We start from the raw sequence: 25,769 nt of genomic DNA, 5'->3' as shown, positions 1-25,769 counted from the left end.
CGGTCAGTTATAGCGTTTCTTAGTAAAATGGCAGATTAATGACTAAAACCTCACACACTAAGGTGAAGTTTTCTTGATTCATTCGCCAACACTGCGATAATCAAAAGGTTAGCCTAAAAGGAAGTGAAGTATGGACCCACAAGAATTTTTCTCCGTTCAGCACGGATTGACCGCCAATGTCGAGCCTCTAGTCGACGGCTATACTTTGCCAGAGATGGATGATTTTATTACTGAAATCCCAACCCCTTTTATGGTTGCTTCAGAGTTTAGTACGCTCGATACCTTAACGGACAGGGCCATTAACGAGCTTAAAAACAGCGACCTAACCTACGTAGTGCAACTTCTAGACGCTCAGAACAGCAAATTGAATCTATTACTTACGTTTATGCTGTCGCAACAAAATGAAGCGAAGTTCGCTCACACAACCGTAAGCTTTGGTGCCAGCCAGTTCAGCTACCTTGCGAATCGTCCTTTAAAACGTGGGCAACTCGTTCGAGTAAAACTGTTTCTAGAGCGCCCAGCCGCCGCTATTTATTGCTATGGTCAAGTCAGCAATAGCGAGCCATCGGATCAACACAGCATGATGACCATTTCCTTTGTGCGTCTACGAGATGAAGACCAAGACCTCCTCATCAAAGCGGCGCTATTTCAACAACAAAAACTTTTGCGTCAACGCTCCCGCGATCGTGACGAGAATAAATAATTCCTCTTATGCCTAAATCCTCATTACTCTCTCTCGCTTTACCGACCAAAGCGGGTGATAAAAAACACGTCGGAAACCTCACCGGTGCTTCATTATCCATCGCTGTAGCCGAGCTTGCAGACGCACACAAAGGCCACACGCTTTTGGTTGTACCTGATCCTCAAATGGCTCTAAAACTCTCTGGCGAAGTCGAACAATTTACAGAGCAAGACGTTCAATTGTTCCCTGATTGGGAAACCTTGCCATATGATAATTTTTCGCCTCACCAAGACATTATCTCGGATCGAATCGCGCATTTGTATCGACTGCCTAATCAAAAAAATGGCATCACGGTCGTACCCATCAGTACCCTGTTACAAAAACAGTCACCACGAGACTTTTTATTGCAACATACCTTGATGGTAAAATCCGGTGATCGGTACAACATAGAAACGCTTAGAATTCAATTAGACAAGTCAGGCTACCGTAACGTAGACCAAGTGTTTGGCCCCGGTGAATACGCAAGCCGTGGTTCGATCATCGACCTATACCCAACGGGCAGCGCAGACCCTTACCGAATTGATTTTTTTGACGATGAAATAGATTCAATTCGAACTTTCGACCCTGAGTCTCAGCGTTCAATCGAAGATATTGGCCATATTCGCCTGTTACCTGCTCATGAATTCCCAACCACGGAAACCGCCATTGAAGCGTTCCGTAGTCGCTGGCGTCAACGCTTTGAAGCGAGACGCGAACCCGAGTCTGTTTACATGCAAGTCAGCAAAGGCACATGGCCGTCTGGAATAGAGTACTGGCAGCCGTTGTTCTTTGACGAAACAGAAACCCTGTTTGATTATATCGCCGACGACACGCTACTGATCTCCATAGGCGATTTAGAACCAAGCATCGACCATTTTTTGGCCGATGTTGATCATCGCTTCGAGCAACGTAAAGTCGACCCGCTGCGCCCTCTTTTACCGCCAGAAGAATTGTGGCTGAAGAAAGATGAGTTGTTTAGCCAGCTAAAAGTCATGCCGCAAGCTCGACTTAATGTTAATAAAATCGAAGAGAAATCGGGTCGCGCTAACCCTAACATTTCACCGTTACCCGCTCTACATGCCCAACACCAAAATAAAGAACCCCTTGCCGCATTGCGTCAATTTATTGAGCAATTTGAAGGTAAGGTCGTCTTTTCCGTTGAATCTGAGGGTCGACGCGAAGCCCTGCTTGAACTATTGCAAGGCATCAAATTAAAACCAACTGCCGCAGATAACCTGACCAAGGCAAGCAAAGCCAAAGCCCGAGTCTCATTAATTCTCGGTGTGGCTGAGCACGGGTTCATTCATAGAGATCCAGACATCGCACTGATCTGCGAAAGCGATCTATTAGGCGACCGCGTTATTCAGCGCCGTAAGAAAGATCGCAAAGCCGTTAACAGCGATACGGTTATCCGCCATTTAGCCGAATTAAAACCAGGCCAACCTGTGGTACACCTTGACCATGGTATCGGCCGCTACATTGGCCTTCAAACACTAGAAGCTGGCGGACTTATCACTGAATACGTCACGCTTGAATACCAAAACGAAGCTAAACTTTACGTACCTGTTGCGTCTTTAAACCTGATCAGCCGCTACTCAGGTGGTGCTGAAGACAAAGCGCCTATTCACAAATTAGGTGGCGAGTCATGGGTTAAAGCCCGCAGAAAAGCCGCAGAAAAAGTACGCGATGTCGCGGCGGAATTACTCGATGTTTACGCCAAGCGTGAGTTAAAGCCGGGGCATAAATTCAAACTCGATCGCGGGCAATATGCCACCTTTAAGTCTAGCTTCCCATTTGAAGAGACCGATGACCAAGCCATGGCCATCAACGCCGTGATGTCTGACATGTGCCAAGCTAAAGCAATGGATCGCCTTGTTTGTGGTGATGTAGGCTTCGGTAAAACAGAAGTTGCGATGCGCGCCGCCTTCTTAGCTACCGACAATAATAAACAAGTGGCGGTATTGGTGCCGACTACCTTGTTAGCCCAGCAGCACTTTGAAAACTTTCGAGATCGCTTTGCCAACCTCCCTATACGAGTCGAGGTCCTATCTCGCTTTAAATCGGCTAAAGAACAAAAGCAAATTTTGGCAGACCTCTCCGAGGGCAAAGTCGACATTATTATCGGCACGCATAAATTACTCCAAGACGACATTACGTTCCGCGATCTTGGCTTACTCGTTGTGGATGAAGAACACCGATTCGGTGTGCGCCAAAAAGAAAAAGTGAAAGCAATGCGAGCCGACGTAGACATTCTAACGTTGACCGCAACACCCATCCCACGAACGCTAAACATGGCAATGAGCGGCATGCGTGATTTGTCCATAATCGCAACACCGCCAGCACGCCGTTTAGCCATAAAAACCTTTGTTCGAGAAAGTGAAGATAGCGTAATACGCGAGGCCATCTTGCGTGAAATTATGCGTGGTGGCCAAGTTTACTTCCTGCATAACCAAGTGGAAACGATTGAGAAAGTCGCCGCCGATTTGGAAAAGCTGATCCCTGAAGCTCGGGTCACCGTCGCACACGGGCAAATGCGAGAACGTGAGCTTGAGCGAGTGATGAACGACTTCTACCACCAGCGGTTTAACTTGCTGGTGTGTACCACTATCATCGAAACGGGCATTGATGTACCCACGGCCAACACCATCATTATGGACAGAGCCGACAACCTCGGCTTGGCGCAGTTGCACCAATTGCGAGGCCGTGTGGGTCGTTCTCATCATCAAGCTTACGCTTACTTATTGACCCCTCACCCAAAAGCCATGAGCAAAGACGCCATTAAGCGTCTCGATGCCATTGCGTCATTAGAAGATCTTGGCGCTGGTTTCACATTGGCCACCCACGATTTAGAAATTCGTGGCGCAGGTGAGTTATTGGGTGATGACCAAAGTGGTCAAATCCATTCCGTCGGCTTTACGCTCTATATGGAAATGCTTGAACAAGCCGTAGAGGCTTTGAAAGAAGGCAAGGAGCCATCATTAGATGAGCTACTCCGAGACCAAACGGAAGTCGAGCTTCGACTTCCTGCCCTACTGCCAGATGACTACATCCCAGATGTCAACATGCGACTATCTATGTATAAACGCATCGCATCTGTCGGTAACTTGAATGAATTGACTGAAATGAAAGTAGAACTTATTGACCGTTTTGGTACGCTACCGGACGCCACCAAAAACTTACTGTCGGTCAGTGAAATTAAACTCCAAGCCGGACAACTGCATATTAAGAAATTAGAAGCGCACCCTAAAGGTGGTTTTGTTGAATTCTATCCAACGGCTGACATAAACCCTGCGTATCTTGTTAAATTGCTGCAATCCACTCCGCAAAAGTTTGGAATGGAAGGTCCAACTAAGCTTAAGTTTACGGTACCATTAACGGATAGACGGGAACGCATCCGCTTTATCAACGATTTATTAGAGCAATTTGCTCAAAACCGATTACCTGCATAGGTTGTTACTCGTAAAATTGTTAGATCAATCAAAAAACCTTTAAGCCAGACTTTCGGCTTAAAGGTGACGGAGCCAAAATGAACAAACTGATCCCAATCCTGCTATTTTTTGTATCGTTTCAATCATTTGCTCAAAGGCAATTTGATATTGAAGTCATTATCTTTAAACGATCAGTGAATCCAGAGCAAGTGCATGAATCCTGGCCAAATCACGCTGATGGCATCAATGCCAATAATGCCATCTCGTTTCAAAACAGCCTCGCGATGCAAAAAAGAGGGGCGAAGCTACTGCCAGCGTCTCAATATAAGTTAAATAAACAATATCAAGCGTTGAATAAACATGCAGCATTTAAGCCAATGCTGCATGTTGCTTGGCGACAAGGCGATCAAGGCAGAAATGCCGCTCCAGTATTTCACATTCAAGCTGGCAAAGACTTCTCTCGTGATTTTGATGACGCAGGTAACGCTAGAGTGGATACCAATACCGTTGAGGGATTGAGCGATGATATCAAGGAACAAACCATTCACAGCCCAATTTACGAACTTGATGGAAAGCTTCAAGTCTATGTACAGCACTATTTGTTTGCGGAACTAGACGTGGACTTTAAAGCACCAAGTATTCGTGAAGTGAGCTTTGAGTCTCAAGAGTTGGATCTCGAAAACGACCAACAAGACGCCAATGCCAATATCCAAGTTGGCAACCTAGAGTCTGTGTCTCCGACTCTACAGGTAGAAGAATACTTAAAAAGCTATCGTATGGATCAAAAGCGTCGTATGCGCAGTACAGAAACTCACTATTTGGATCACCCATTGATGGGCATGATCATCCAAGTACGTCGCGTGCCTCAAGCCTAATTCCAGTAACCGAATACATTCTTACGATTATAGCCCTTATCGCTTCACGCATAAGGGCTAATTAATACCTAACTTATGCATATATCCGTCGACGACAGCATCCATACCAGTAGGCTTGAATTACGCCTGATTAACAACGATCACCTCAACGAGTTCTGTGAGATGATTCGGCGCTCCCCATCACTTCATCAATGGGTTGATTGGTGTCATCCGCATTTTAACCAGCAAGACGGATACGATTTTCTGATAGCAAATCGTGTAAATTGGCTTAAAAGCTTGTCTTATGGCTTTGGTGTTTTTCTACAACACAATGACGAGCTCATCGGTATGGTGGCATTAACCGAGCGCTACTACTCTTTTAATATGGGAACCATCGGTTACTGGATTAGCGATGAACATCAGAAAAAAGGATACGCAAGTGAAGCGCTTCAAGGCTTGTGTTCATTCTGTTTTGAAGAAATAGCGCTAACTCGACTCGAAATCGTCTGTGATACAGAAAACATCGCCAGTCATGCGGTAGCAAAGAAATTGGGCGCCCTGGAAGAGGGAGTAGCACGCAATCGGTTCATTCATGATGATCAAATAAGAGATGGGTTGGTTTTTTCTTTGATTCCGAGTGACTTAGCCTGATCTAACCTGTTCATAATTCAAACAGTGGCCGTCTCTAGCAAGTTATCGTGTACGGATATATTCTTTTGCTGCCCATACATATTCTTGCAACATGGCTCGTATTCAAGGGGTAACGACAATATTATTTCATAACGCTGAACTCAATCACACATGTGCAAATCTACACTTGGTCAAAGTGCGTGGAGTTTGCTAAGTTTAAAGAACACAGTGATTGGAAAGGTATAATTATATGAAAGTAAATGTTCAAACACACCATGTATCAATCAATGAAGACTCACGCAAAGAAATTGAAAGCAAATTTGAGAAAGTCTCCGCTCACTTTCCACAACTGATCAGCTGCGACATCATCGTGACTAAAGAACACGGCCAACATGAAGTAGAAATTTTCACTAACTACGAAGGCGTTCGCGTTTCAGCGAAATCAACAAACGATGTTATGTATCCAGCTATCGCAGCCGCATTGAAAAAGCTAGAAACGGGACTTAGCAACCGTAAAGGGCAACTAAAGGCAGACCTTCACGCCAAACCGACCAGCACGAAGCCAGAAATCGCTTCAGATATCATTCAAGAGATGAAGTTGGTGTAAGCCATATCAACTGACCAGATTCGTAAAGCCAGCCTATTCGTGCTGGCTTTTTTACATTTAGCACCAACAGAACTCAGTATTTTGAAAACACTAGATACCCCAATTTTTCACGCATGACGATAGGAGCCATGATTTTGCCAGTTTCGAACCCTGTACAGACTCACGTTCATCCGCTCAACGACTCGAACAAACCGGATATTGACTCTTGTCGGCACAAAAATTGTGGTTCTGATAATAAACAGCCTTGGTTACTCGCATTAGTTTTACATCCATCGGCTAACTAAGGTATAAAGGCGCTATGAAAATACCCAAAAGAATACAGCCCTTAGTTGACGATGGTTTGGTCGACGAAGTGACCAGCCAACTCATGAGTGGCAAAGAGGCTTCAGTGTACATAGTGCGCTGTGGCGATACGATTCGTTGTGCCAAAGTGTACAAGGAAGCCAGCCAACGCAGTTTTAAACAGGCCGTTGCTTACAGAGAGGGCCGCAAAGTTAGAAATAGCCGCCGAGCCAGAGCAATGGAAAAAGGCTCCGGTTTTGGCCGCGATCAACAAGAAAAGGTATGGCAGAACGCAGAAGTAGATGCACTATACAAACTTGCGGAAGCGGGTGTGAGAGTACCCGTTCCCTATGGCTGTTTCGACGGCGTACTGCTTATGGAATTGGTTACTGATGACGAAGGTTATGTTGCACCTAGACTTAACGATGTGACAATGTCTGCAGAGCAAGCTCGTGAAGATCATCAAACCATGATGACATACGTCGTTAAAATGCTATGCGCTGGCCTCATTCATGGTGATTTATCTGAGTTTAATGTACTCGTTGATGAGTATGGTCCGGTAATCATTGATTTACCTCAAGCGGTAGATGCCTCAGCCAACAATAACGCCGAGTGGATGTTAGCTCGTGATATCAATAATATTCGCGATTATTACGCTCAGTATGCCCCTGAGCTAATGAAAACAGAATACGCTAAGGAAATGTGGGCACTATTTGAAAAAGGCCTGTTAACGCCGGAGAGCGAACTGACTGGCCAATTTGAAGAGAGCGCCATCGACGCAGACGTCGATACCATCATGCAGGAGATTGACGCAGCACGCGCCGCTGAGTTAGACCGCCGTGAACGCATTAAAGAAGCAAAAGATGGGGTCGATGAAAGTAAGTTCAACTGGGCTGATACTGAATAATCACCCGACTGTAACGGTCAACATTTGAGTATCAAGCACCTAGTCCCAGAATCAAAAATGCCAGCATCACAATGAATGCTGGCATTTTTATTCTCGGTGTTACGTTTTATTCTGGATTAATGCAGTTTTAGATTTGGGCGTAACACTCGGTTAATTCGTCCCACTAACATCATCAATGCCGTTTTTAACATGCCGTGTAGCGCCATTTGGTGCATGCGGTAAAGTGAAATGTACACTACCCGAGCAATACGTCCTTCAACCATCATAGAGCCTTTGGTTAAGTTACCCATCAGGCTACCCACCGTAGAGAAACGGCTAAGAGAAACTAACGAACCGTGGTCTTTATATTCGTACGGCGTTAACGCACGGCCATTCATTTTTGCGACAATATTCTTGTAGGCTTGAGTCGACATTTGGTGTGCAGCTTGAGCTCGAGGTGGAACAAAAGAACCATCAGCTTGGGTACACTGTGCCAAATCACCGATCACAAAAATGTTTTCATCACGCGTGGTTTGCAATGTGTTGTTAACCACTAACTGGTTAATACGGTTCGTTTCAAGGCCCGCGATGTCTTTGATGAAATCTGGCGCTTTAATGCCTGCCGCCCACACCATGATTTGTGCTGGGATCTTATCACCATCTTTGGTTGTTAAGCCTTCGCTGTCTGCTTGCGTCACCATAGTTGCGGTACGAACATTTACACCTAACTTAGTCAACTCTTGATGCGCAGCAGATGAGATACGGGGTGGAAGCGCAGGTAAAATACGCTCACCGGCTTCAACTAGACTTACGTTAAGCTTGCTAGAATCTAAGTCACCAAAACCATAGGTACGCAGTTCTTTTATTGCATTGTGAAGTTCTGCTGAAAGCTCAACTCCTGTCGCGCCAGCACCAACAATGGCAATATCAACAGTGCCTTGACCGTTCTTAGCGTGTAGTTTCAAGAACTGGTTATTCATTTCTGTTCTGAAACGGTGTGCTTGTTCAGGGCTGTCTAGGAAGATACAGTTATCACGAACACCTGGAGTATTAAAGTCATTAGAAGTAGAACCGATCGCCATCACTAGAATATCGTACTCTAGCTCACGCTGTGGGATCAAAAGCTCTTGATTCTCGTCACGCAATTCGCTCAACACAATCACTTTACGATCGCGGTCAATGCCTTCTAAGCTGCCCATCTGAAAATCAAAACTGTGATTTTTAGCATGCGCGCGATAGCTCAAAGCATCAACACCTTCATCCAGCGAACCCGTTGCGACTTCGTGTAGCAAAGGTTTCCATAAGTGACTGCCTTTGCGGTCGACCAAGGTAATCTTAGCTCTGTTCTTACGTCCTAGTGTACGTCCTAGTTTGGTCGCCAATTCCAAACCGCCAGCACCGCCACCTACAACAATAATACGCGTCATGATGACACTCCTTTTCAAATTAAAACTTTATTTAGCCCCCGTCACTGATAACTCAGAAACCAAAGCATGGGATTCTTTAAAGAGACACAAGGAGCGCGCACTCAAACGGGGGCTCAACTTAGTGATCTGGAGTCGAAATTCGGCTATCTAGCACGCTAATATCAACTTTCTTTGATATTTATCAAAAAAACTTAGTGTAAACGCATTATAAGCGTCAAATCCTTTTAGGCAATGGGTGTTTTCAAGAAAGTCGTTTTTAAGGGGACAATTGGTGAAGGCTTGTACAAGAATTAAAGGAATCGTTGAATAAAAAAAGCACCTCGCGGTGCTTTTTATTTGATAACTAACAAGTCACCAAAGATATGAATGATGATTTACTCAAGGCACTAGCTTTGTTTGAATGCTTTCATTGCTTGTAAATGCTGAGAGATCTTGCTGAATTTATGTTCTTGCGTCGCATCCCAAATGATGTCGTAATATTCTTCCAACTCACTCGCATGCGCTTTATTGTCGTGAATAGCATCATTTTCAGACAAAATAACTAGACACTGTTTGCGATTTTTCCCTCTGAATTTTTCAACACACTTAGTTGCAATGTCTTCGTATTCTTCAGGTCGGTCAATTCGGCCCTGCATGTTGATCTCTGGGCGCAAATTTGGATTAAACATCACTTGCTTAATCCCACACAAAAAGCCAATTCTCTCAGCCCAAAAGCCGCCTAGACCCACACCACAAATAAGTGGATTTGGATCGTCACTTTGTTCAATGACTTTATGGACTTCTTTTAACAAATGTTGCATGTCGTGTTTTGGATGACGAGTGCTGTAGTTAACGAAACGAATATCATCGTCGATAAATTGCAGTTGTAATACTTTTTCGTGGTTACCTGGGCTTGTTGAATCAAAGCCGTGTAAATATATAATCATAGTATCCCCCCGGTTCCATGGGTGCTGTTATGAGTTCAATCTACCACGAATAAGGTGCTTTGGAAGCGGGTGAATGTGAAATCTTATGTGTAAAAAGTGATCTTATTTGCATTATTTCGAATTGCAGGCAAGCCTAGGTTAAAGTTTGTTCTATTAACGTTTGCTTCATTTCTCGGGCACTTTGCAGATAACTCTCGTCTCCCCAGAGTTGAAATCCAAGGTAATACCACAACATACCCATCATTTGAGTGCATGGCAGCCACTCTAACGTGCCTTGAAGCCACGACTCTTCATCCGCTATGCCACGAACCTTACAGTACTGTTCAACGCTTTCTTCAATGGAAAGACCCGCAACTGAACATGTCATCGCTATATCCATGCATGGGTCACCTACTGCGGCGTATTCCCAGTCGATTACCCCTATCCCTTTTTCCGTTCGAATCAAATTGTAGTCCCCGAGGTCAAAATGACACAGCGAGCGGCGCGTATTTGGGACATAAGGAGGCTTACGGAAACGCTTGTATAGGCTTTCGAGGTGAGATTCTTCGGCAGTGTTTTCGAGTTGCATCCAATACAAATCAACTTTTTCGGCCAAATTGAATTTTTGGATGGGTTTGTCATTGATTTGTGTTCGATGAACATCAGCCAGTGTTGTTAGTAGCTCATGGGGAGTTATCTGGCCAACCATAACCTGCCCTTCCAACCATTCCACTAATAAACCCGATTGATTCAATAGGATCGGCTTAGGTGCAAACGGATAGTGCTCTAATGCATTGAGTAACACGTATTCATTTGTGCGAGAGACACCAAATGAGGTAGAAATGGTTGTAATAGGTCGCCACACATAGTGACGACCTTGAGCGTCAGAAAGTTTCCAGCATCGATTGCTAAGTCCACCTGCCAACAACTCCGTGGTTATTGGAGGCAAAACAAAAAACTCAATTAGTGACGCCAATGAATCATCAAGCCTTAACGCTTCATTCCAACTCATTTTTGCCACTGCTTGCTCCTGTTATACGCCCTAAGTACTAAACTCTAAGTGCTAGTATTATAGACCTAGGAAGCTTTTAGACTTTTGCTTACGGATTTCCGTTTCGTCAGCCCATTCAATCAAGCCAGACTCAAGATCCATTAGACGCATCGTCATTTTGTAGTATACATCCTGGTCGCTGCCTTCGTTTTTCACGATGCTAGATAAGTTGCCATAAAGCATGTATTGCGCGCCAACCATCTTACCGAATTGGATTGCGCTGCTTTGGTTCACTAGCTCATCGTCGTTTTGGAAGTTCAATTGCTCACGAACCGATTCAACACGATCCATATCAACGAAACGGAACTTACCCGAGTTCAGCATTTTGGTGCTGATTGAATCCGTAATCGATTCAGTATCGATGTGTTCGCTGGTTTTATTTTTGATGCGCTCAACAAATACGATAGGACGGCTTTCACGAGTAATTGCCGCTACTGAGCCAGACATCATCATGCTGTCGACCATTTGACCCGCAATGGTTTGCAGATCCGTAGAACCAAAGTCAATCGTTGTGGTTTCTACTGCTTGAGCATCACCATACGATACTTGGTTAGAACAACCACCTAAAACAACTGCAAGCCCAAGTAATGCAATGATACTTTTATTCATAATGTTTCCTTAATTAATCTGCATTGCGGATCTGAACACGATAATTCGTTGCGTTCGGATTCACAGATACTTCTGAAATAGAGATGGTTTCGTAGCCACGAACAATTTTTTGTTTCCACGGGCTAAGCTTAGTGTTTACTTCTAAGCCCTTATCGTCATACCAATAAAAGCGATATTGAATATTTTGATTACCAGACGACTTGCTAGTTAGCATCACAACCGCGCGTGCATGACCATTGACCTCATCGGTATCGATTTGTTCAATATCAATTTTCCCGCCTAGTACGCTATCGTTAAAGATAACTCGTTGAGATTGACCATCTACACTGAGGCCTGCGGTTTGCTCCGCACACCCCATTACGGCGAATACAGATAGCGCTACAATCCAGATTTTCTTCATTTAATTGCCCCTAGTTGCTTATGCCAGATAGTTGAACCTTGGCCTTGTCTTGATACCCATACCAGCGTAGTGCGCCCTGCTGATACTTTAAATTCATAATTTTTCCCGTTGGCATTCACGCTGTGAGCACCCGGCTTGACGAGCTTACTACTACTGTATACTTCTGCTGGCAATGTCTGCCAACTTCTTGTGTCTGCTTGCTCTGTCAAAATGTTCCACAAATTCAGCAATACGTTACCCACATCATCTTGATTTTTTGCCGCTTCACGTCGAATTTGCTCTTTCGCTATTACGCGTAATGCTTGGCGAATGATGATACTCGGCATACGCTCAGACAAATTATTGCCTGCCATTAAATTCACATCCACCAACTGAGACTGCATTAACGTCGCATCGTCTAACGTTAACTCATCTAAGCTATATCCTTGTGTGTTCGGATAGTATGGCAAAGACAAGTTGTAATAAAAATACTGTTTGGCATCTCGGTCATAGTAAGGAAATGAAAATTGCCAGCTATCCATCGCTTGCACGACACGTTGCTCATCAATAATAATCACCCGGCCTTTATCTTGGCTTGGCTTTTTATATTTTCCGTAACGCTTTTCAAGTTTCACTAAATCTTGCTTCATTCCCAAACGGTGGCCGACTCGCAAGGTGCCATCAATAATTTCACGGTTGTCTGGCATGACCGCCAGCGCTCGCTTGTAATCAATGTACGCGCTGTTTAAATCGTTCGCTGCTTCATACAGTAAAGCCGAGAAATACAGCAAATAGCCATTTTGTACCGCTTGCAATTTTTTACCCGCCGCTGGGTAATTGGCCATGATAGCGCCCAAGTTATCATTCATGCCATTCGCGTCGCCAGACTTCGCAGCCGACTCTAACTCTGATTCGCGGCGTTTTTTTGCTTGCTCTTGAACCATATTGGCACGCCTGATTTCAACCAATGCGCCTTCTAGATCATTGCCTTTTAGATAATTTAAACCCAAATATAAATGCAGAAAGCCCAACTCATAATCAGCAGGCTCATAACTGGTCAAATTATCATTAGCAGCCAGAGCCCCAACAGAAGCCGCCGTTTCACTAAGGGAAATAACGGGTTGATCAGCTTGAATCTTAGCCGCTTGATCACTTCGTTTTAAACTAGCCAAACTCAGCGCATAGTTTTGGTTAAGTAACTCGACTCTACCGCGTTCCATATTATCCAGAATGGGACCGGCCAATTCCGACTCAAGATCGGTCAAAGAGTCTTGCGCTGCTTGATACTGCCCCTGATTAACAGACTGGTAAACACCTGAATGCTGGGCGCTGTAATGACTGAACAAATTACCGGCACTCATAGAAGCACAAGCAGTCAGCGTCGCTGAAATTGAAGCAACAACTATGTTACGAACTAAAGAAGTCAAACTTCCCCCAGTTTGAAGTTAATACTAAAGAGTGACCCCTAAAACAAATAAGAGTTTCATTCACAGAACAAATTATACCGTTGAAAATTAGCCAACTAACATCGGACCAAGTGGCTTGCCACCAACAATATGCATGTGAATATGATAGATCTCTTGTCCACCATGAGCATTACAGTTAACAATCAGGCGATAGCCATCTTTAGCAACACCTTCATCTTCAGCAATCTTACGAGCCGCAGTGAACATGCGCCCCATCATCAATTCATCTTCAACTTCAACATCGTTTGTTGTCGGAATTAACTTATTAGGAATAATCAGAACGTGCTTAGGCGCTCTTGGATTGATATCGCGAAATGCAGTCACTAGCTCATCTTGAAAGACAATATCTGCTGGTATTTCACCATTGATAATTTTGGTAAAGATAGTTTCTTCAGCCATTAGATACTCCACTTTTATATTCATAGTAAGGATGCAAAACAATGAGACTATAGCGCCACTAAATCCTTGTTAATTTCGGAGCTTAGTATGCGCTATGACTCGCGATAACTCAATTAAAAACACCGTTCATAAATCGATGCTTTTTAAGCATAAGCTTAGAGAAATTCCAGAACTGAGCCCGTGGTCAAAGTAAAAGCAAAACAGACTTCGTAGAATGAGCTCTTAATAAAAACATTTTAGAGGTCATTTTACCTCTTGCTTTACACTTTGAAATTAATGGAGAGAAAATCATGCAGGGATCTGTAATCAGGCGCATGTACGCCGGATTTACACTCATTGTGGTGTTGTTTGTAGCGACAATCGCCATCATGATGGGCGGAATGAACAAAATTCATTCTAACTTTGAAAACGTATCAGACACCTCTTTACCGCTTGTAGCACTGTCAAATCAGACGAGCGTTAAACTACTCTCCGCAGACAAATCTTTTAAAGATTTTCTAACCACACAGAACCAAGAAAAAATGAGCGCTTCGCGTAACAGTTTTGTGACGGCTCAAGATGAATTCAAGACAACGCTTGCTCAATTAGAATCTATTAGTAAAAGTACGCCAGAAATCGCCCCGCGAATTAAAGAACTTAAAGTATTAGAAAAAAGTTACTTCGCTGAAGCGCTAGAAGCCATGGATAACTACCAAGCCATGTTCGCCGCTCAAGAAGCCGTTCAAAAATCTTCTCGTAGTTTCCAGAAACTCCAAACTGAACTTAGCGTTGGCATGAAAGAGTATGTCGACGACCAAGATAAAATTGCTGTAAAAGTGATGGCAAAGAGTTACTTTATTAAGCTAAAAGATGCCGAAGTCGTAACGTCTGATGCCTTGGCGAGCAGTGACACCGCGTTTGTAAAAAAAGCCGTGACACGTAATAAGAAAGCCGTCACTCACCTAAATTATGCCTACCGTGGGCTCGCTACTCAACTTCCTGCAATCAAAAATGTGTTCGACAAATCAGTGGCACAATTTACCCAAGATGTGGGTAAATCTGGTGGTGTTTTGGATCAACACTTTGCTTATTTAACTGCAAAAGAGCGTTTGTATGACAACATCGCAAACCTTGTAATTAAGATCGATGACGCAATGAACATTCTTGCCACCTTTAATGCAACAGCGGCTAAGCAGCTTGATACCTCGCTTGCTGAAGCGGGCGAAATTTATGAAGAAGGTTATATTCAAGCCATCGGTATTGGTTTCGTTGTCTGTTTGGTGGCACTGGGTATCGGTTGGAATGTTGCACACAGTGTACGTGAACCGCTGACTCGCATGTTATCTACGCTAGAAAGCTTAACGAAAGGCGATCTCACCCAGCGAATCGATATTCGCAACAACAATGAGTTTAGTCAACTAAGCCGCCACATCAATACGCTTGCGGACAGCCTGCATGGTATTCTAAAAGAACTAAACGATGCCGCTGACGACTTGACTAACGTGGCAAACAGTAACAGCCAGACTTCCGTCAAAGCGCAAGGCCAGTTGAATGCTCAGCGAGAGCAAACAGCTACGGTTGCGACTGCAATGACAGAAATGGAGCAATCGGTAAATGAAGTGGCTCAAAGTGCCCAAAACTCGACAGACATGGTTCTTCAAGTTGAAAGTGCTTCAGCATCAGGCCGTGAAATCATGAGCACCAATATCAGCACGATCAATAAGCTAGAATCTCGCTTAACAGAATCTGTCGATGCCGTCACCGACCTACAGCGTATGAGCAGCCAAATTGGATCGATTCTCGATGTCATTCGTAATATTGCAGAACAAACCAATTTGCTCGCCCTAAACGCGGCAATCGAGGCCGCTCGTGCTGGCGAACAAGGCCGTGGCTTCGCGGTTGTTGCCGATGAAGTTCGTGTTTTGGCGCAAAAAACAACGCAGTCGACCAGCGAAATTGAAAGTATGATCAGCAACCTGCAGTCTTCTTCTAAGTCCGCAGGTAATGTGATTGAAAGCTGCATGTCAGATATGGAACAGTCTGTAGCGCAAGCGTCAAATGCCAACAGCGCAATGGAAGAAATACAAGCGTTGATTGTAGAAATCAGCCAACTGAGTACTCATATCACTCAAGCGGCTGACGAGCAACGAGTCACCACCTCTGATATCGCACGCAGCCTCGAAGACATAAACCACATTGCCAACGAGAGCTACCAAGCCATGAACGAAATCGCAACGGTCAGCCAAGATTTGACCAAGCTCTCTGGAGAACAGAGTGAGATCGTCCATCGCTTCAAGCTATAAATTCGATAAGCGATATTCCATCGCGAGAAGCTCGTTTTAAGTAATTTCAAGAAAGAGCAACCTAAGCAATAGGTTGCTCTTGTTTTTTTATCAAAAAGCCCCCATCTTATATGTGGCTTGCTGATCTTCTCACTCATTCTAATTTTCCAGCAGGCCTTATGTTGAGGACATGATATGGCCGTACATGTAGGTATTATTGACCAAGATCCGGTTCGTCTTATCACACCATTGTTTGATAAACGCACGATCAGCCGTCACATTGTTTTTATTGGTGACAAAAGCCAAGAGAACATGTACTTAAGACTAAACTCAGTGTTAGCAACTCGCGATATCACTTCCGAGTTTTTTGAAATTCCAAGTGTCGTAAGCACCTCTCTCATCAAAGAATCGATTCAAGTCCTTGCTGCCGACCTTAAAGCCCGTGGCGAAAAAGTAAAACTCAACGCCAGCTGTGGTTTACGTCACCGTTTACTTTCTGTTTACGAAGTGTTCCGTACCTATCACTGGCCGATTTTCGTTGTTGAGCCGTTCAGCGACAAATTATGCTGGCTTTACCCAGACGGCAAAGATGAAGCTCAAGTTCAAGACCATATAAAAATAAAGGATTACCTGACTATATTTGGCGCGAGAAGCGAGTTCAATGAACAGGAAATCCCAGAACAACTTGACGCGAAATTACATGACCTAGGTGTTCGTTGGGCTAGCAATGCATTAGAGCTTGGGCCTGGTTTAGCAACACTTAACTACCTTGCTACTACATGTCGAAAAGAGCAAAAACTTGATGTAGGCCTAACGGAGAAACAGCAGAGTTACCGTGAATTGGATATGCTCATTCAAGATTTGGTAGAGACTGAACTTGCCACTTATGAGAAAGGCATACTGACATTTGAAAGCGAAGATGCACGTCGCTTTTCCAATGGTGAATGGCTTGAAAACCTGGTTCACAGCACTGTAAAGCAGATTCAACAAGAGATCCCTACGATTCAAGACCGATCTCTTAATGTTCAAGTTTATCGCCAACTGGGTGAACGAGAAGTGCGTAACGAACTTGACGTAGCAACCGTAGTTAACAACAAGCTGCACATTATCGAATGTAAGACCAAAGGCATGAGAGATGATGGTGATGACACGCTCTACAAGCTTGAATCACTGCGAGACTTGTTAGGCGGCCTACAAGCCCGTGCGATGCTCGTGAGCTTCAGACCTTTACGTCACAACGACATTACTCGTGCTGAAGATCTTGGCCTAGCGTTAATCGGACCTGATGAGCTGAAAAACCTAAAGCACTATTTGACCACTTGGTTTAAAGAAGCTGGCGGCTACGAAGATCTAGCCTAGTAAGCTACGAGCTGTTAATAAGTAACTAATTTTAAATTGCCCAGTACTCTCATCGAGATACTGGGCTTTTTTAACTTAGCTATATAATTTTTTGCTTACCAGTAAAGGCGAGCACCGATAGCAAAGTTGGTTTCGCCATCTTTCACCGACGTTGGGCCCACAAAGGAATCTGAGCCTCTGTTAGTAAAACCTGTCGTGGTACCTTTACCGTGACCTACTTCACCATAAATTCGAGCCCAGCTATTAAATTTATAAACCGTTCCTAAGTATACGTTTTTACCATCACCATCTTCAGTATCAAGACCACTTGTTTTCTGAGAAACATATTCGAAACCTGAATAAACCGTTGCTTTATCAGAAATTGAATACATGCCCGCTAAACTGAACGCATTTTCGTCAATTTGAGCCGGTGAATTTAAATCTTCAACTAACGCGTTGTAGTAGGTCGCTCCAACCTGTGCATCACCAAATTTGTATTCGATAGTACCTTCAAAGAAGGTGTTTCTAAGATCTGCAGTCACGTCTTTTACGTTAGCTGGATCACTATCATCAGAGCCGACTTTATGACCTTTCGAGGTATTTTGACCACCACCAAAATGCAGTGTTAGGTCACCAAATGCAGTTCCGGCATAGAGCTCAGCTAACTCTTGATGTGTATCGTCTTGATCTAGACCATAGTTAGCCGCGATCCAAAAGCTATCGTGTGTGTAGTTATATTTTATGAGTGAATCATGACGGGCGCCAGAAAGGGTGGCGTGACGCATACCTGAACCACCAAAGAAGTACGAGTAATCCGCTCCATATGTATCATCGGAGACTATCCATTGGCGACCTATGGTAATTTTGCCAAAATCACCGCTAATACCAGCATAATGCAATCGGTTTTTCATTACATAATCACCGGAGCCTTGAAGACCGAATTCAACTTTACCAAAGACCTTAATATCTTCGACCAATTGATATTCAGCTTTAACACCCGCTCGAGATGATCCCGCTCCAAGCGTCACTTCTTTATTTGGCTTCTTTTTTAGTTCAGTACGTAACTGACCGTAAAATTCAGCGTTACCTTCTTCTGATTTATAAACTGTAGCTGCAGATACTGATCCTGCAAACATCAACGAAGGTAATACAACTGCTAATAGTGTTTTTTTCATCAATCTATCCTGTGACTTGATTATCCTTAATATGGCACGCCATCCTGGGTGCTAATAAAACGCTATCAGATGATAACTGACCTATCAATCACTTGAATTTTAAGATAAAAACTCAATTTTTATAAACTTTTTGCTGTCCATCGCAAATATTAGAAATAAATTGAGGGGAAAGTGACTGGTGTTAAATATTGAAATATCAGTGAATAAAACTAGATATGACCAAATTTACAGATGTAAAAATTATCCAATACCGGGAAGGATCCCCATATAAACAGAATAAATACCTTTAAATACTCAATTTTTTAGAGTTTACATTAGTTCGGTGGCAGTATTAGACATGACGATATGTAACGATTCATTACTATTAGATATTTTCGACTCATATCTAATTTATAAATTACTTTCGGGTCGTATTATTGATAAATATAAAAAAAGAGCAAAGATATTAATCTTTACTCTTTCAATTTTAGCTAACTAAATTAACGTGTTACAGCATTTTACGCGCGGCTTCCACAACCACTTTAATTGAACGCGCTTCTGTCACTTTCAATGTCTCGTGATCTGGGATTTCTTTTTGAGTACGGTTAATAATTACGCCGGCAACACAGCCTGCTTTTAAACCAGAACTTGCACACATGGTTAACAGTGTTGCTGATTCCATTTCAAAGTTCAGAACACCCATGTCTTGCCATTCTTGCATTGAACCTTGGAAACGCTTCACAACACGACCAGAGAACGTATCGTAACGCTCTTGGCCTGGGTAGAACGTATCACTTGATGCCGTTACGCCCATGTGAACATCCGCGCCAGATTCTTCTACTGCCGCTTTCATTGCTGTTGCTACTTCAAAGTCAGCAACCGCTGGGAATTCCATAGGAGCAAAGTGTAGGCTCGCGCCATCAAGACGTACAGAGCCTGTTGATACAATCATATCGCCAACGTTAACGTGAGGCTGAATTGCGCCAGTAGTACCCACGCGTAGGAAAGTACGAACACCCAACTGTGCTAGTTCTTCTACAGCGATAGACGTAGACGGGCCACCGATACCGGTAGAACAAACAACAACAGGCTTACCATCTAATTCAGCGCGATAAACCGTGTATTCGCGGTGACTTGCTAAGAAAACAGGGTTTTCCATTTCTTCTGCAATTTTTTGTACACGAGCAGGATCACCAGGGATGATCGCCAATGTAGCACCAGCAAGATCAGATTCAGTAATACCTAGGTGGAATACAGCTTGAGACATAGGGGACTCCTTTTAGTCGCGTTATATAATGGATAGCGCGTTGTCGTTATTATTTGAATACAGGAATTACTTTAACTGACTAAACAGGTTTAAATGGTGATCAGATTCACACTTGATGATGAGCCATCCTTTGCATTTGCACAGAAAACCGATTGGCATCACATTTATACTGTTAACATTGCGCAGTGTTACAGTGAATACGTATGAACGATCATATTAACTGACCTTATAATCTAGCTATTTATAAACCTGCTTGCTTATAAATATGTAGAACACTGCCTCAACATGAGAAAGTGCTCTATTTCATTACAATGATGCAGTTATGCTGTTTCGCTTAGCAGAACATCATTCTAGTCCTGTACCGTATTCTTCGCTAGTTGGCTACCGTTAACGTCATGACGGCTACTTTCGATCCATACGAAGTAAGCGTAATGCATTTAACGTCACTAACGCCGTAGCACCGCTGTCTGCAAGTACTGCAACCCACAGTCCGGTAATGCCCATTAAACTCGTCACCAAGAAAACACCCTTAAGACCCAACGCCAGCGTGACGTTTTGTTTGATGTTTCTTAGTGTAGCTTGCGAAAGTTGAATCATAAACGGTAACTCAGCCAGACGATTGTGAGTCAGTGCTGCGTCTGCGGTTTCTAATGCCACATCCGTACCACCTCCCATGGCAATACCTATCGAGGCCGCTTTCATCGCCGGAGCATCATTGATGCCGTCCCCCACCATTGCTACCGAAGTTTCGTTAGCAAGCTGTTCAACATAGGTTACTTTATCTTGAGGCAATAAGCTTGCTTGGTACTCCATACCGACCTGACTTGCAATCGCATGCGCTGAAACGGGATTATCACCAGTTAACATGATTGAGCGAATACCCATTTTATCTAATTTAGCCACGGCCTGTTTTGCGTCTTCTCTGATGGTGTCTTGCCAAGCAATGAGCCCTTTAGCTGCATCTGCTACTAATACAGCAACCACCGTCTTACCTTGCTCTTCTAGCTGTTCAATCTGCTTAAGCATCGATTCAGACAACGTAACATCAAGCTTGCTTGGCGCTATAAGGCGTACTTCGCTACCATTAACAACCCCTGAGACACCCTGCCCTAGAATGGCTTTTTTATTTGTTGCTTCCGGAACTAAGATTCCTTTAGATTCAACATACTGGACTAGGGATTTAGCCAGTGGGTGATTCGACCCCACTTCCACCGCCGCCGCTAAGGTGAGTAGATCTTCTTCTATCATATCCGCCGTAATTTCAACGTCGGTAACTTGGGGCTTACCCTGAGTTAATGTACCCGTTTTATCAAAAGCGACAGCGTTCACTCGGCCTAGTTGCTCTAATGCCGCTCCTCCTTTTATCAACGCGCCATGTCTTGCCGCAGTTGCCAATCCAGATGTGATGGCAGCAGGGGTTGAAATAACTAACGCACAAGGACAAGCAATCAGGAGTAAGGCAAGCCCACGGTATAACCACGTTTCCCACGGTTGAGCAAATAACAACGGTGGCGTAATGATAACGAGTAACGCCACCAGCATCATTAATGGTGTGTACCAACGGCTGAATTTATCTAAGAATCTTTCGAGTGGCGCTTTGCGAGATTCCGCCTCTTCAATTAAGTGGAGAATTCGGTCAATGGCATTTTCACCTTGAGCCGAAGAAATCTGAATACGAACCACTTGATCAACCACAACACTCCCGGCCATGATTGCTTCATGTTTAGTGTGCTCAACGGGAATCGACTCACCCGTTAACGCACTTTCATCAAAGCTTGCGCTGCTATCCAATAACATGCCATCAGAAGGAAGCCTGTCGCCGGGCGCAACTTCTATGACATCACCGATGTTTAATTCACTTGCGGCTACTTCAACCCTTTCACCATCACGGATAACCGTGGCATTTTCCGGCACAAGTGCCATGAGTGCTTGCACGCCACTTCTTGCTCGATTTGATGCATAGGCCTCTAAATGCTCTCCTAGCAAAAATAACAACAATACCATGGCTGCTTCCACGGTTTCACCAAGGTAAAGCGCCCCTATCGCCGCAACCGTCATGAGAGTTTCAATCGAAAATGGCGTACCCGACTTCGCCATTGAAAACGCTTTGCTGGCAATAGGGTACAAGCCCACGATGCACACGGCAGCAAACAGGTATTTCCCTAATTCCGGAGAGAGTTGATTAACAGCTGCGCTAAGAAGCATCGCGACAGAAAGGCTGATGAGCAATAAGTTGTTACTGAGAATGCCACGCCACCCGGTTTGTTTCGCCGTAGATGCATGCACTTTTTCACCCACGCCTTGAACAGTAAAACCAATGGCTTCAATAGCGTCGACGATGATATTTTGATCCAGTGGTTTATTGAGTTTCACCACCAGTTTTTGAGTCGTAAAGCGAACTTGGGCAGAAGCTATTCCATCAATTTTGTTGACCGCCTTTTCTACTTTTTGTGCACATGCAGGACAATCCATGCCTTGAATCACCCAGCTTTTGGAAGCTAAGGGGGCAACACCTTCTTCGTCATCAGGGCTTTGAATCGATGCGGCGCCCGATGAACCACAATCACTTCCTGTCGAACAGCAGCTAACACCTTCCGCTTCTATCGCGAGTTTAGAGGGTGTTGCAGGTGAGCAGCTGCTCACTTTGAATGGGGCTTTTTGTGCTTTGTCAGAGCGACAAGCCGTATGTTGAGAGCACATGGCTTATTCCTTTTATGGTTAATGTGCTCTAACTATACACCTTGGAGTTAACTCCAAGGTCAAGGCTTTATTTTGTAAAGAGAGTCAATTCCGTTGGTTAACGTAGGCGATTAAGCACGACACTTTGATCCAGCTCAGATGGATAGTCTGAGTAGTCGAGCCCATTGTCAAAAATGTATTCGGTTAACAGCGTTCTTGCTCGCTCTAATAACTCCTTACCTTGCCACGGTTTTTCAAAATAACTCTCTATACGAGCTTTATTGATAGCGGTAATGGTATCGTTATGCGTTGCTTGACCGGTCAATAGTACTTTCTTGGTTTTAACGAAACGGCTGTCTACCGAAATATCCGTCAGTAGTTCTACCCCTGTCTTGCCTGGCATCACATGGTCTGAGATGACAAGTGCAATAAACTCCCCCTCCGCATCGAGTTCGTCCATCAACTCCAGCGCTTCATCCGCTGACTCACAATCTTCAATATTGACCCAGCTAGAAAGCGGTGCCAAATCCTGCAAAACTGCGCCTAATACTTCACGCTGATCATCGACACAAATTAAATTAAGCTTTTCCATAACCATCCTCATTGGGTAATTTTATCCGAAACACCGTGTTTTCTGGGCTGCTTTTGACGACAACGGAACCCTCATAGCTGCTCACGATCCGTTTAACAATCGATAGGCCTAACCCCAAACCAAAAGACAGCCCGCCTTTTTTAGTGGTGAAGTTGGGTTGAAAAACTTGCCGGCGAATCACTTCGGGTATTTCCGGGCCATTATTACTAATAGTGACCAAAATTTTGTTACTTGAAAAACGGCTAACAATGTCAATTTTAGGGTTCTCAGTGTCAGACATTGCATCGCACGCATTCTTAATGATATTCGCCCAAATCTGAACTAACTCGGTCTCAGAACCGATAAATTTAGGTAACTCAGCAGGGCTAAAATGCACGGACACTCTGCGTAAGTCACTTTGTAATAGTGCTAGCGACTTACGTAAGCTATCGTTAATATCAACCCATTCTTTGGTTTCTACATCGGTACGGCCTAACTGCTTAACCGACTTAACAATACTGACCGAGTGCTTGGCGGCAATACGCATGTCATGCAGATCTCGCCCTATGTTCCAAAACCGAATCGCTTGTTCTGTATTGTCTAACCAGCCACGGCTTACGTCTCCGTTAGGTACGGCTCGTGCAATCGCTTTCGCTTGTTCCCTTTCTAGCCCGTACTCTTTTATCAACTCTTTTGAACGTACTCTCACATCCGCTGAGCTAATTTTTTGTCCCCAAAGTAAGCCCTGATCAACAAACTCACTGGCTTGATTATTGTTTTCTTCAAGTAGCTCCAATATGACATTGAGAAGCCGTTCGGTTTTACTGCTGAGTACACCTACCGCGTTATTCAACTCGTGCGCAATGCCGGCAGCTAATTGGCCAAGCGTGGTCATTTGTTCAGCCGTGTGCAGCTGTTTTAACGCTCGCTCTTTAGCGATGGTTTCTTGTGTTGCGCGCCGTTGACGTTGAGAGAGTTCATTCACAATGATCGGAGTAAACTGGGCCGACAGCGGCCCATGCTTTTCAGGCTCGATGGCTTCTGTACTGTGATCTATCCATGCTAAAACGCAGTTAGATTTAGCAACCACCGTTGATGAAGCAAGATAAGTCTCTGAAAAAAAACTGTGAACCCCAATAAAGGCTCCCGTCGATGCTGTAAATACTTGGATCTGCTGCTGGCTTTCTTCATCTTGATAAAAACCTTGCAGCCCACCACTTACCACGAAGTAAAGCCTATCGTTATGGCCGCTCTGGGTAAGCACTGGCTGACCTGCTGCTATCTCCACTTGCCTATTTGGCTCGGTAAAGTACGCTTCAATGATCTGCTGATATCGACTAAGTGCCATACGTTACCCAATGTGCCCAACAGAGTGAAGTACCCATACCATTACAAAACTCAATAGCACACCCACCACACCTAGTACGATACCAACGCGTGCCATTTGGCTACTTTCAACATTACCCGTTGCGTGCGCCAACGCATTCGGTGGCGTACTGATAGGCAAAGACATGCCCAAGGATGCCGCAAAAGTCACGACTAAAATCAGAGTCATCTCACCACCTAAAGGAGCAAGGCTTACCATGGACGCACCAAGCGCCGCCATTATTGGCATTAATAAGTTCGCGGTTGCGGTATGAGACATGAAATTCGCCATCAACAAACATAAGAACGCAGCACCAAATAACACAACATAAGGTGAGTAAGCGTCAAACGGAATACTGTGAACCACTAAACGTGCTAAACCCGTTTTATCCAAAGCCAAACCAAGTGCGATACCACCGGAAACGAGCCAGAGTACGTCCCACGAAATTTTCTTCAGATCTTCTTTATTGATGATGCCAGTAAGAGAAAAAATAGCGACAGGGATCAAGGCTACGGTGTAAGAGTTCATGCCATGGCTAGATCCCATTAACCAAAGCAGAATGGTACCCGCAAACACAATGTAAACCGTAATGGCTTTCGGCGTTTTTAGGAACTTTCCTTTAATGTTGAGATCAATATTTTGCTGCTGAGCTGGGTATAGGTGTTTAATTAAAAACCAAGCTAGCGCCATCATCACTATCACAAATGGCACACCAAATACCATCCACTCACCAAACGTGATCAGGTTATCACCCACTAGGTATTTTAGAGCAATGGCGTTAGGGGGCGTTCCAATTGGGGTACCGATACCACCAATGTTCGCCGCAACAGGAACGCACAAGGCAAAAGCAATACGCCCCGGATCTTTTGGCCCAAAAACGGCAATGACTGGCGTTAAAATAGACAACATCATGGCCGTTGTCGCGGTATTCGACATGAACATCGAAAATATGCCTGTAATTAGCATAAGGCCAAGCATCACATACTTAGGCTGGGAGCCAAACGGACGCAGCAGCACACGAGCCAAGTTGACATCCAAACGATATTTAGTGGCCGCCATTGCCAAAAAGAAGCCCCCTAAAAATAACATGATAATTGGACTGGCAAAGGTCGCCATAATGTCACTGTATTTCAGGAGGTTACCGAAATGTGCTTCATCTTGGGCATAGCGGAAAAAGATGAGCCCTTTATCCGAAAGTAACAGCAGCTCTAATACAATGATCACCACTGAAGTGGCATAGATAGGAATGGGCTCAAACACCCAGCACAATGCCGCAAGCAAGAAGATAGCAATCACACGTTGCTGAATAATGGTTATGCCTTCAAATGGAAATGCCGACAATGGCATCAATAATATGAGAGCGGGAATGAGAAGAGGGATAATAAACTTTAAGTACTGGCGCATAATACAACGAAACTTCCTGTTACTGTAAATACCCGAGAGGTAATTGTGCAATTCAAACCTTGAATGGCACAATTATTCATCTGCA

At 44.2% G+C, this 25,769-nt stretch carries 21 protein-coding genes; 8 read left to right on the top strand and 13 right to left on the bottom strand.

What is annotated here, in order from left to right; genetic code table 11:
* Positions 1 to 130: 130 nt before the first annotated feature.
* From QWZ04_RS05405 to QWZ04_RS05380, 6 genes are all read left to right on the top strand, one after another.
* The gene (locus QWZ04_RS05405; protein WP_290325722.1) at positions 131 to 703 is read left to right on the top strand and encodes a PilZ domain-containing protein; all 573 of its coding nucleotides are present in this window, start codon (positions 131 to 133) and stop codon (positions 701 to 703) included.
* A gap of 8 nt (positions 704 to 711) precedes the next feature.
* Positions 712 to 4,170, top strand: coding sequence for a transcription-repair coupling factor (gene mfd, locus QWZ04_RS05400; protein ID WP_290325721.1), 3,459 nt, complete (start codon positions 712 to 714; stop codon positions 4,168 to 4,170).
* 77 nt (positions 4,171 to 4,247) lie between these two features.
* The gene (locus QWZ04_RS05395; protein WP_290325719.1) at positions 4,248 to 5,024 is read left to right on the top strand and encodes a peptidoglycan binding protein CsiV; all 777 of its coding nucleotides are present in this window, start codon (positions 4,248 to 4,250) and stop codon (positions 5,022 to 5,024) included.
* A gap of 81 nt (positions 5,025 to 5,105) precedes the next feature.
* Positions 5,106 to 5,654, top strand: a complete 549-nt coding sequence (locus QWZ04_RS05390; RefSeq protein ID WP_290326207.1) for a GNAT family N-acetyltransferase — start codon at positions 5,106 to 5,108, stop codon at positions 5,652 to 5,654.
* Positions 5,655 to 5,883: 229 nt separating this feature from the next.
* Positions 5,884 to 6,240: a ribosome hibernation-promoting factor, HPF/YfiA family gene (gene hpf, locus QWZ04_RS05385; RefSeq protein WP_290325717.1), complete on the top strand. Its 357-nt coding sequence runs from the start codon at positions 5,884 to 5,886 to the stop codon at positions 6,238 to 6,240.
* Between the two features lie 298 nt (positions 6,241 to 6,538).
* Entirely contained in the window at positions 6,539 to 7,429 is an 891-nt protein-coding gene (locus QWZ04_RS05380) for a PA4780 family RIO1-like protein kinase (protein WP_290325715.1), read from the top strand.
* A 116-nt stretch (positions 7,430 to 7,545) separates the two neighbouring features.
* Here the strand turns inward: QWZ04_RS05380 and QWZ04_RS05375 are convergent, their stop codons facing one another.
* The 7 genes from QWZ04_RS05375 to QWZ04_RS05345 form a co-directional block, all read right to left on the bottom strand.
* On the bottom strand, positions 7,546 to 8,835 hold the full coding sequence (locus QWZ04_RS05375) for an NAD(P)/FAD-dependent oxidoreductase (RefSeq protein WP_290325712.1): 1,290 nt from the start codon (positions 8,833 to 8,835) through the stop codon (positions 7,546 to 7,548).
* A gap of 386 nt (positions 8,836 to 9,221) precedes the next feature.
* On the bottom strand, positions 9,222 to 9,761 hold the full coding sequence (ycfP, locus tag QWZ04_RS05370) for an alpha/beta hydrolase YcfP (RefSeq protein WP_290325710.1): 540 nt from the start codon (positions 9,759 to 9,761) through the stop codon (positions 9,222 to 9,224).
* 133 nt (positions 9,762 to 9,894) lie between these two features.
* Entirely contained in the window at positions 9,895 to 10,752 is an 858-nt protein-coding gene (locus QWZ04_RS05365; protein ID WP_290326205.1) for a phosphotransferase, read from the bottom strand.
* Positions 10,753 to 10,809: 57 nt separating this feature from the next.
* Entirely contained in the window at positions 10,810 to 11,400 is a 591-nt protein-coding gene (lpoB, locus tag QWZ04_RS05360; RefSeq protein ID WP_102522338.1) for a penicillin-binding protein activator LpoB, read from the bottom strand.
* Positions 11,401 to 11,413: 13 nt separating this feature from the next.
* Positions 11,414 to 11,800, bottom strand: a complete 387-nt coding sequence (locus tag QWZ04_RS05355; protein WP_290325707.1) for a YcfL family putative periplasmic lipoprotein — start codon at positions 11,798 to 11,800, stop codon at positions 11,414 to 11,416.
* Positions 11,797 to 13,206 carry a COG3014 family protein gene (locus tag QWZ04_RS05350; protein ID WP_435433584.1) on the bottom strand — a complete coding sequence of 470 codons (1,410 nt, stop codon included), beginning with the start codon at positions 13,204 to 13,206 and terminating at the stop codon, positions 11,797 to 11,799. Before QWZ04_RS05350 ends, QWZ04_RS05355 begins: the two co-directional genes overlap by 4 nt.
* An 87-nt stretch (positions 13,207 to 13,293) precedes the next feature.
* Entirely contained in the window at positions 13,294 to 13,644 is a 351-nt protein-coding gene (locus tag QWZ04_RS05345) for an HIT domain-containing protein (RefSeq protein ID WP_290325705.1), read from the bottom strand.
* Positions 13,645 to 13,934: 290 nt separating this feature from the next.
* On the opposite strand from QWZ04_RS05345, the gene QWZ04_RS05340 reads away from it, so the two are divergent.
* Positions 13,935 to 15,926 (top strand): methyl-accepting chemotaxis protein, encoded by a 1,992-nt coding sequence (locus QWZ04_RS05340; protein WP_290325703.1) that lies wholly within the window; start codon positions 13,935 to 13,937, stop codon positions 15,924 to 15,926.
* A 174-nt stretch (positions 15,927 to 16,100) separates the two neighbouring features.
* Positions 16,101 to 17,264 carry a DUF1887 family protein gene (locus QWZ04_RS05335; RefSeq protein WP_290325701.1) on the top strand — a complete coding sequence of 388 codons (1,164 nt, stop codon included), beginning with the start codon at positions 16,101 to 16,103 and terminating at the stop codon, positions 17,262 to 17,264.
* Positions 17,265 to 17,359: 95 nt separating this feature from the next.
* Here QWZ04_RS05335 and QWZ04_RS05330 read toward each other — a convergent pair whose 3' ends face one another.
* The 6 genes from QWZ04_RS05330 to QWZ04_RS05305 form a co-directional block, all read right to left on the bottom strand.
* A complete protein-coding gene (locus QWZ04_RS05330; protein WP_290325700.1) occupies positions 17,360 to 18,418 on the bottom strand; it encodes a porin in 1,059 nt (352 codons plus the stop codon).
* Positions 18,419 to 18,905: 487 nt separating this feature from the next.
* Entirely contained in the window at positions 18,906 to 19,664 is a 759-nt protein-coding gene (gene udp, locus QWZ04_RS05325) for a uridine phosphorylase (RefSeq protein ID WP_290325698.1), read from the bottom strand.
* A gap of 402 nt (positions 19,665 to 20,066) precedes the next feature.
* On the bottom strand, positions 20,067 to 22,364 hold the full coding sequence (locus QWZ04_RS05320) for a zinc/cadmium/mercury/lead-transporting ATPase (RefSeq protein ID WP_290325696.1): 2,298 nt from the start codon (positions 22,362 to 22,364) through the stop codon (positions 20,067 to 20,069).
* A gap of 97 nt (positions 22,365 to 22,461) precedes the next feature.
* Positions 22,462 to 22,935, bottom strand: coding sequence for a response regulator (locus tag QWZ04_RS05315; RefSeq protein ID WP_290325694.1), 474 nt, complete (start codon positions 22,933 to 22,935; stop codon positions 22,462 to 22,464).
* Positions 22,922 to 24,262 carry an ATP-binding protein gene (locus QWZ04_RS05310; protein ID WP_290325692.1) on the bottom strand — a complete coding sequence of 447 codons (1,341 nt, stop codon included), beginning with the start codon at positions 24,260 to 24,262 and terminating at the stop codon, positions 22,922 to 22,924. The genes QWZ04_RS05315 and QWZ04_RS05310 overlap by 14 nt, the downstream gene beginning before the upstream one ends.
* Before the next feature lie 3 nt (positions 24,263 to 24,265).
* On the bottom strand, positions 24,266 to 25,684 hold the full coding sequence (locus QWZ04_RS05305) for an SLC13 family permease (RefSeq protein ID WP_290325690.1): 1,419 nt from the start codon (positions 25,682 to 25,684) through the stop codon (positions 24,266 to 24,268).
* Positions 25,685 to 25,769 lie beyond the last annotated feature (85 nt).

Source organism: Vibrio tapetis subsp. quintayensis, from assembly GCF_030409945.1.
Classification (GTDB): Bacteria; Pseudomonadota; Gammaproteobacteria; order Enterobacterales; family Vibrionaceae; genus Vibrio; species Vibrio quintayensis.
The sequence above is the reverse complement of the archived record's forward strand: the minus strand, read 5'-3'. Positions and strand labels throughout refer to the sequence as shown.

Coding starts and splice junctions, on each gene's coding strand:
- QWZ04_RS05405 (WP_290325722.1), top strand. CDS start 131: ATGGACCCACAAGAATTTTTCTCCGTTCAGCACGGATTGACCGCCAAT.
- mfd (WP_290325721.1), top strand. CDS start 712: ATGCCTAAATCCTCATTACTCTCTCTCGCTTTACCGACCAAAGCGGGT.
- QWZ04_RS05395 (WP_290325719.1), top strand. CDS start 4,248: ATGAACAAACTGATCCCAATCCTGCTATTTTTTGTATCGTTTCAATCA.
- hpf (WP_290325717.1), top strand. CDS start 5,884: ATGAAAGTAAATGTTCAAACACACCATGTATCAATCAATGAAGACTCA.
- QWZ04_RS05380 (WP_290325715.1), top strand. CDS start 6,539: ATGAAAATACCCAAAAGAATACAGCCCTTAGTTGACGATGGTTTGGTC.
- QWZ04_RS05375 (WP_290325712.1), bottom strand. CDS start 8,835: ATGACGCGTATTATTGTTGTAGGTGGCGGTGCTGGCGGTTTGGAATTG.
- ycfP (WP_290325710.1), bottom strand. CDS start 9,761: ATGATTATATATTTACACGGCTTTGATTCAACAAGCCCAGGTAACCAC.
- QWZ04_RS05365 (WP_290326205.1), bottom strand. CDS start 10,752: ATGAGTTGGAATGAAGCGTTAAGGCTTGATGATTCATTGGCGTCACTA.
- lpoB (WP_102522338.1), bottom strand. CDS start 11,400: ATGAATAAAAGTATCATTGCATTACTTGGGCTTGCAGTTGTTTTAGGT.
- QWZ04_RS05355 (WP_290325707.1), bottom strand. CDS start 11,800: ATGAAGAAAATCTGGATTGTAGCGCTATCTGTATTCGCCGTAATGGGG.
- QWZ04_RS05345 (WP_290325705.1), bottom strand. CDS start 13,644: ATGGCTGAAGAAACTATCTTTACCAAAATTATCAATGGTGAAATACCA.
- QWZ04_RS05340 (WP_290325703.1), top strand. CDS start 13,935: ATGCAGGGATCTGTAATCAGGCGCATGTACGCCGGATTTACACTCATT.
- QWZ04_RS05335 (WP_290325701.1), top strand. CDS start 16,101: ATGGCCGTACATGTAGGTATTATTGACCAAGATCCGGTTCGTCTTATC.
- QWZ04_RS05330 (WP_290325700.1), bottom strand. CDS start 18,418: ATGAAAAAAACACTATTAGCAGTTGTATTACCTTCGTTGATGTTTGCA.
- udp (WP_290325698.1), bottom strand. CDS start 19,664: ATGTCTCAAGCTGTATTCCACCTAGGTATTACTGAATCTGATCTTGCT.
- QWZ04_RS05320 (WP_290325696.1), bottom strand. CDS start 22,364: ATGTGCTCTCAACATACGGCTTGTCGCTCTGACAAAGCACAAAAAGCC.
- QWZ04_RS05315 (WP_290325694.1), bottom strand. CDS start 22,935: ATGGAAAAGCTTAATTTAATTTGTGTCGATGATCAGCGTGAAGTATTA.
- QWZ04_RS05310 (WP_290325692.1), bottom strand. CDS start 24,262: ATGGCACTTAGTCGATATCAGCAGATCATTGAAGCGTACTTTACCGAG.
- QWZ04_RS05305 (WP_290325690.1), bottom strand. CDS start 25,684: ATGCGCCAGTACTTAAAGTTTATTATCCCTCTTCTCATTCCCGCTCTC.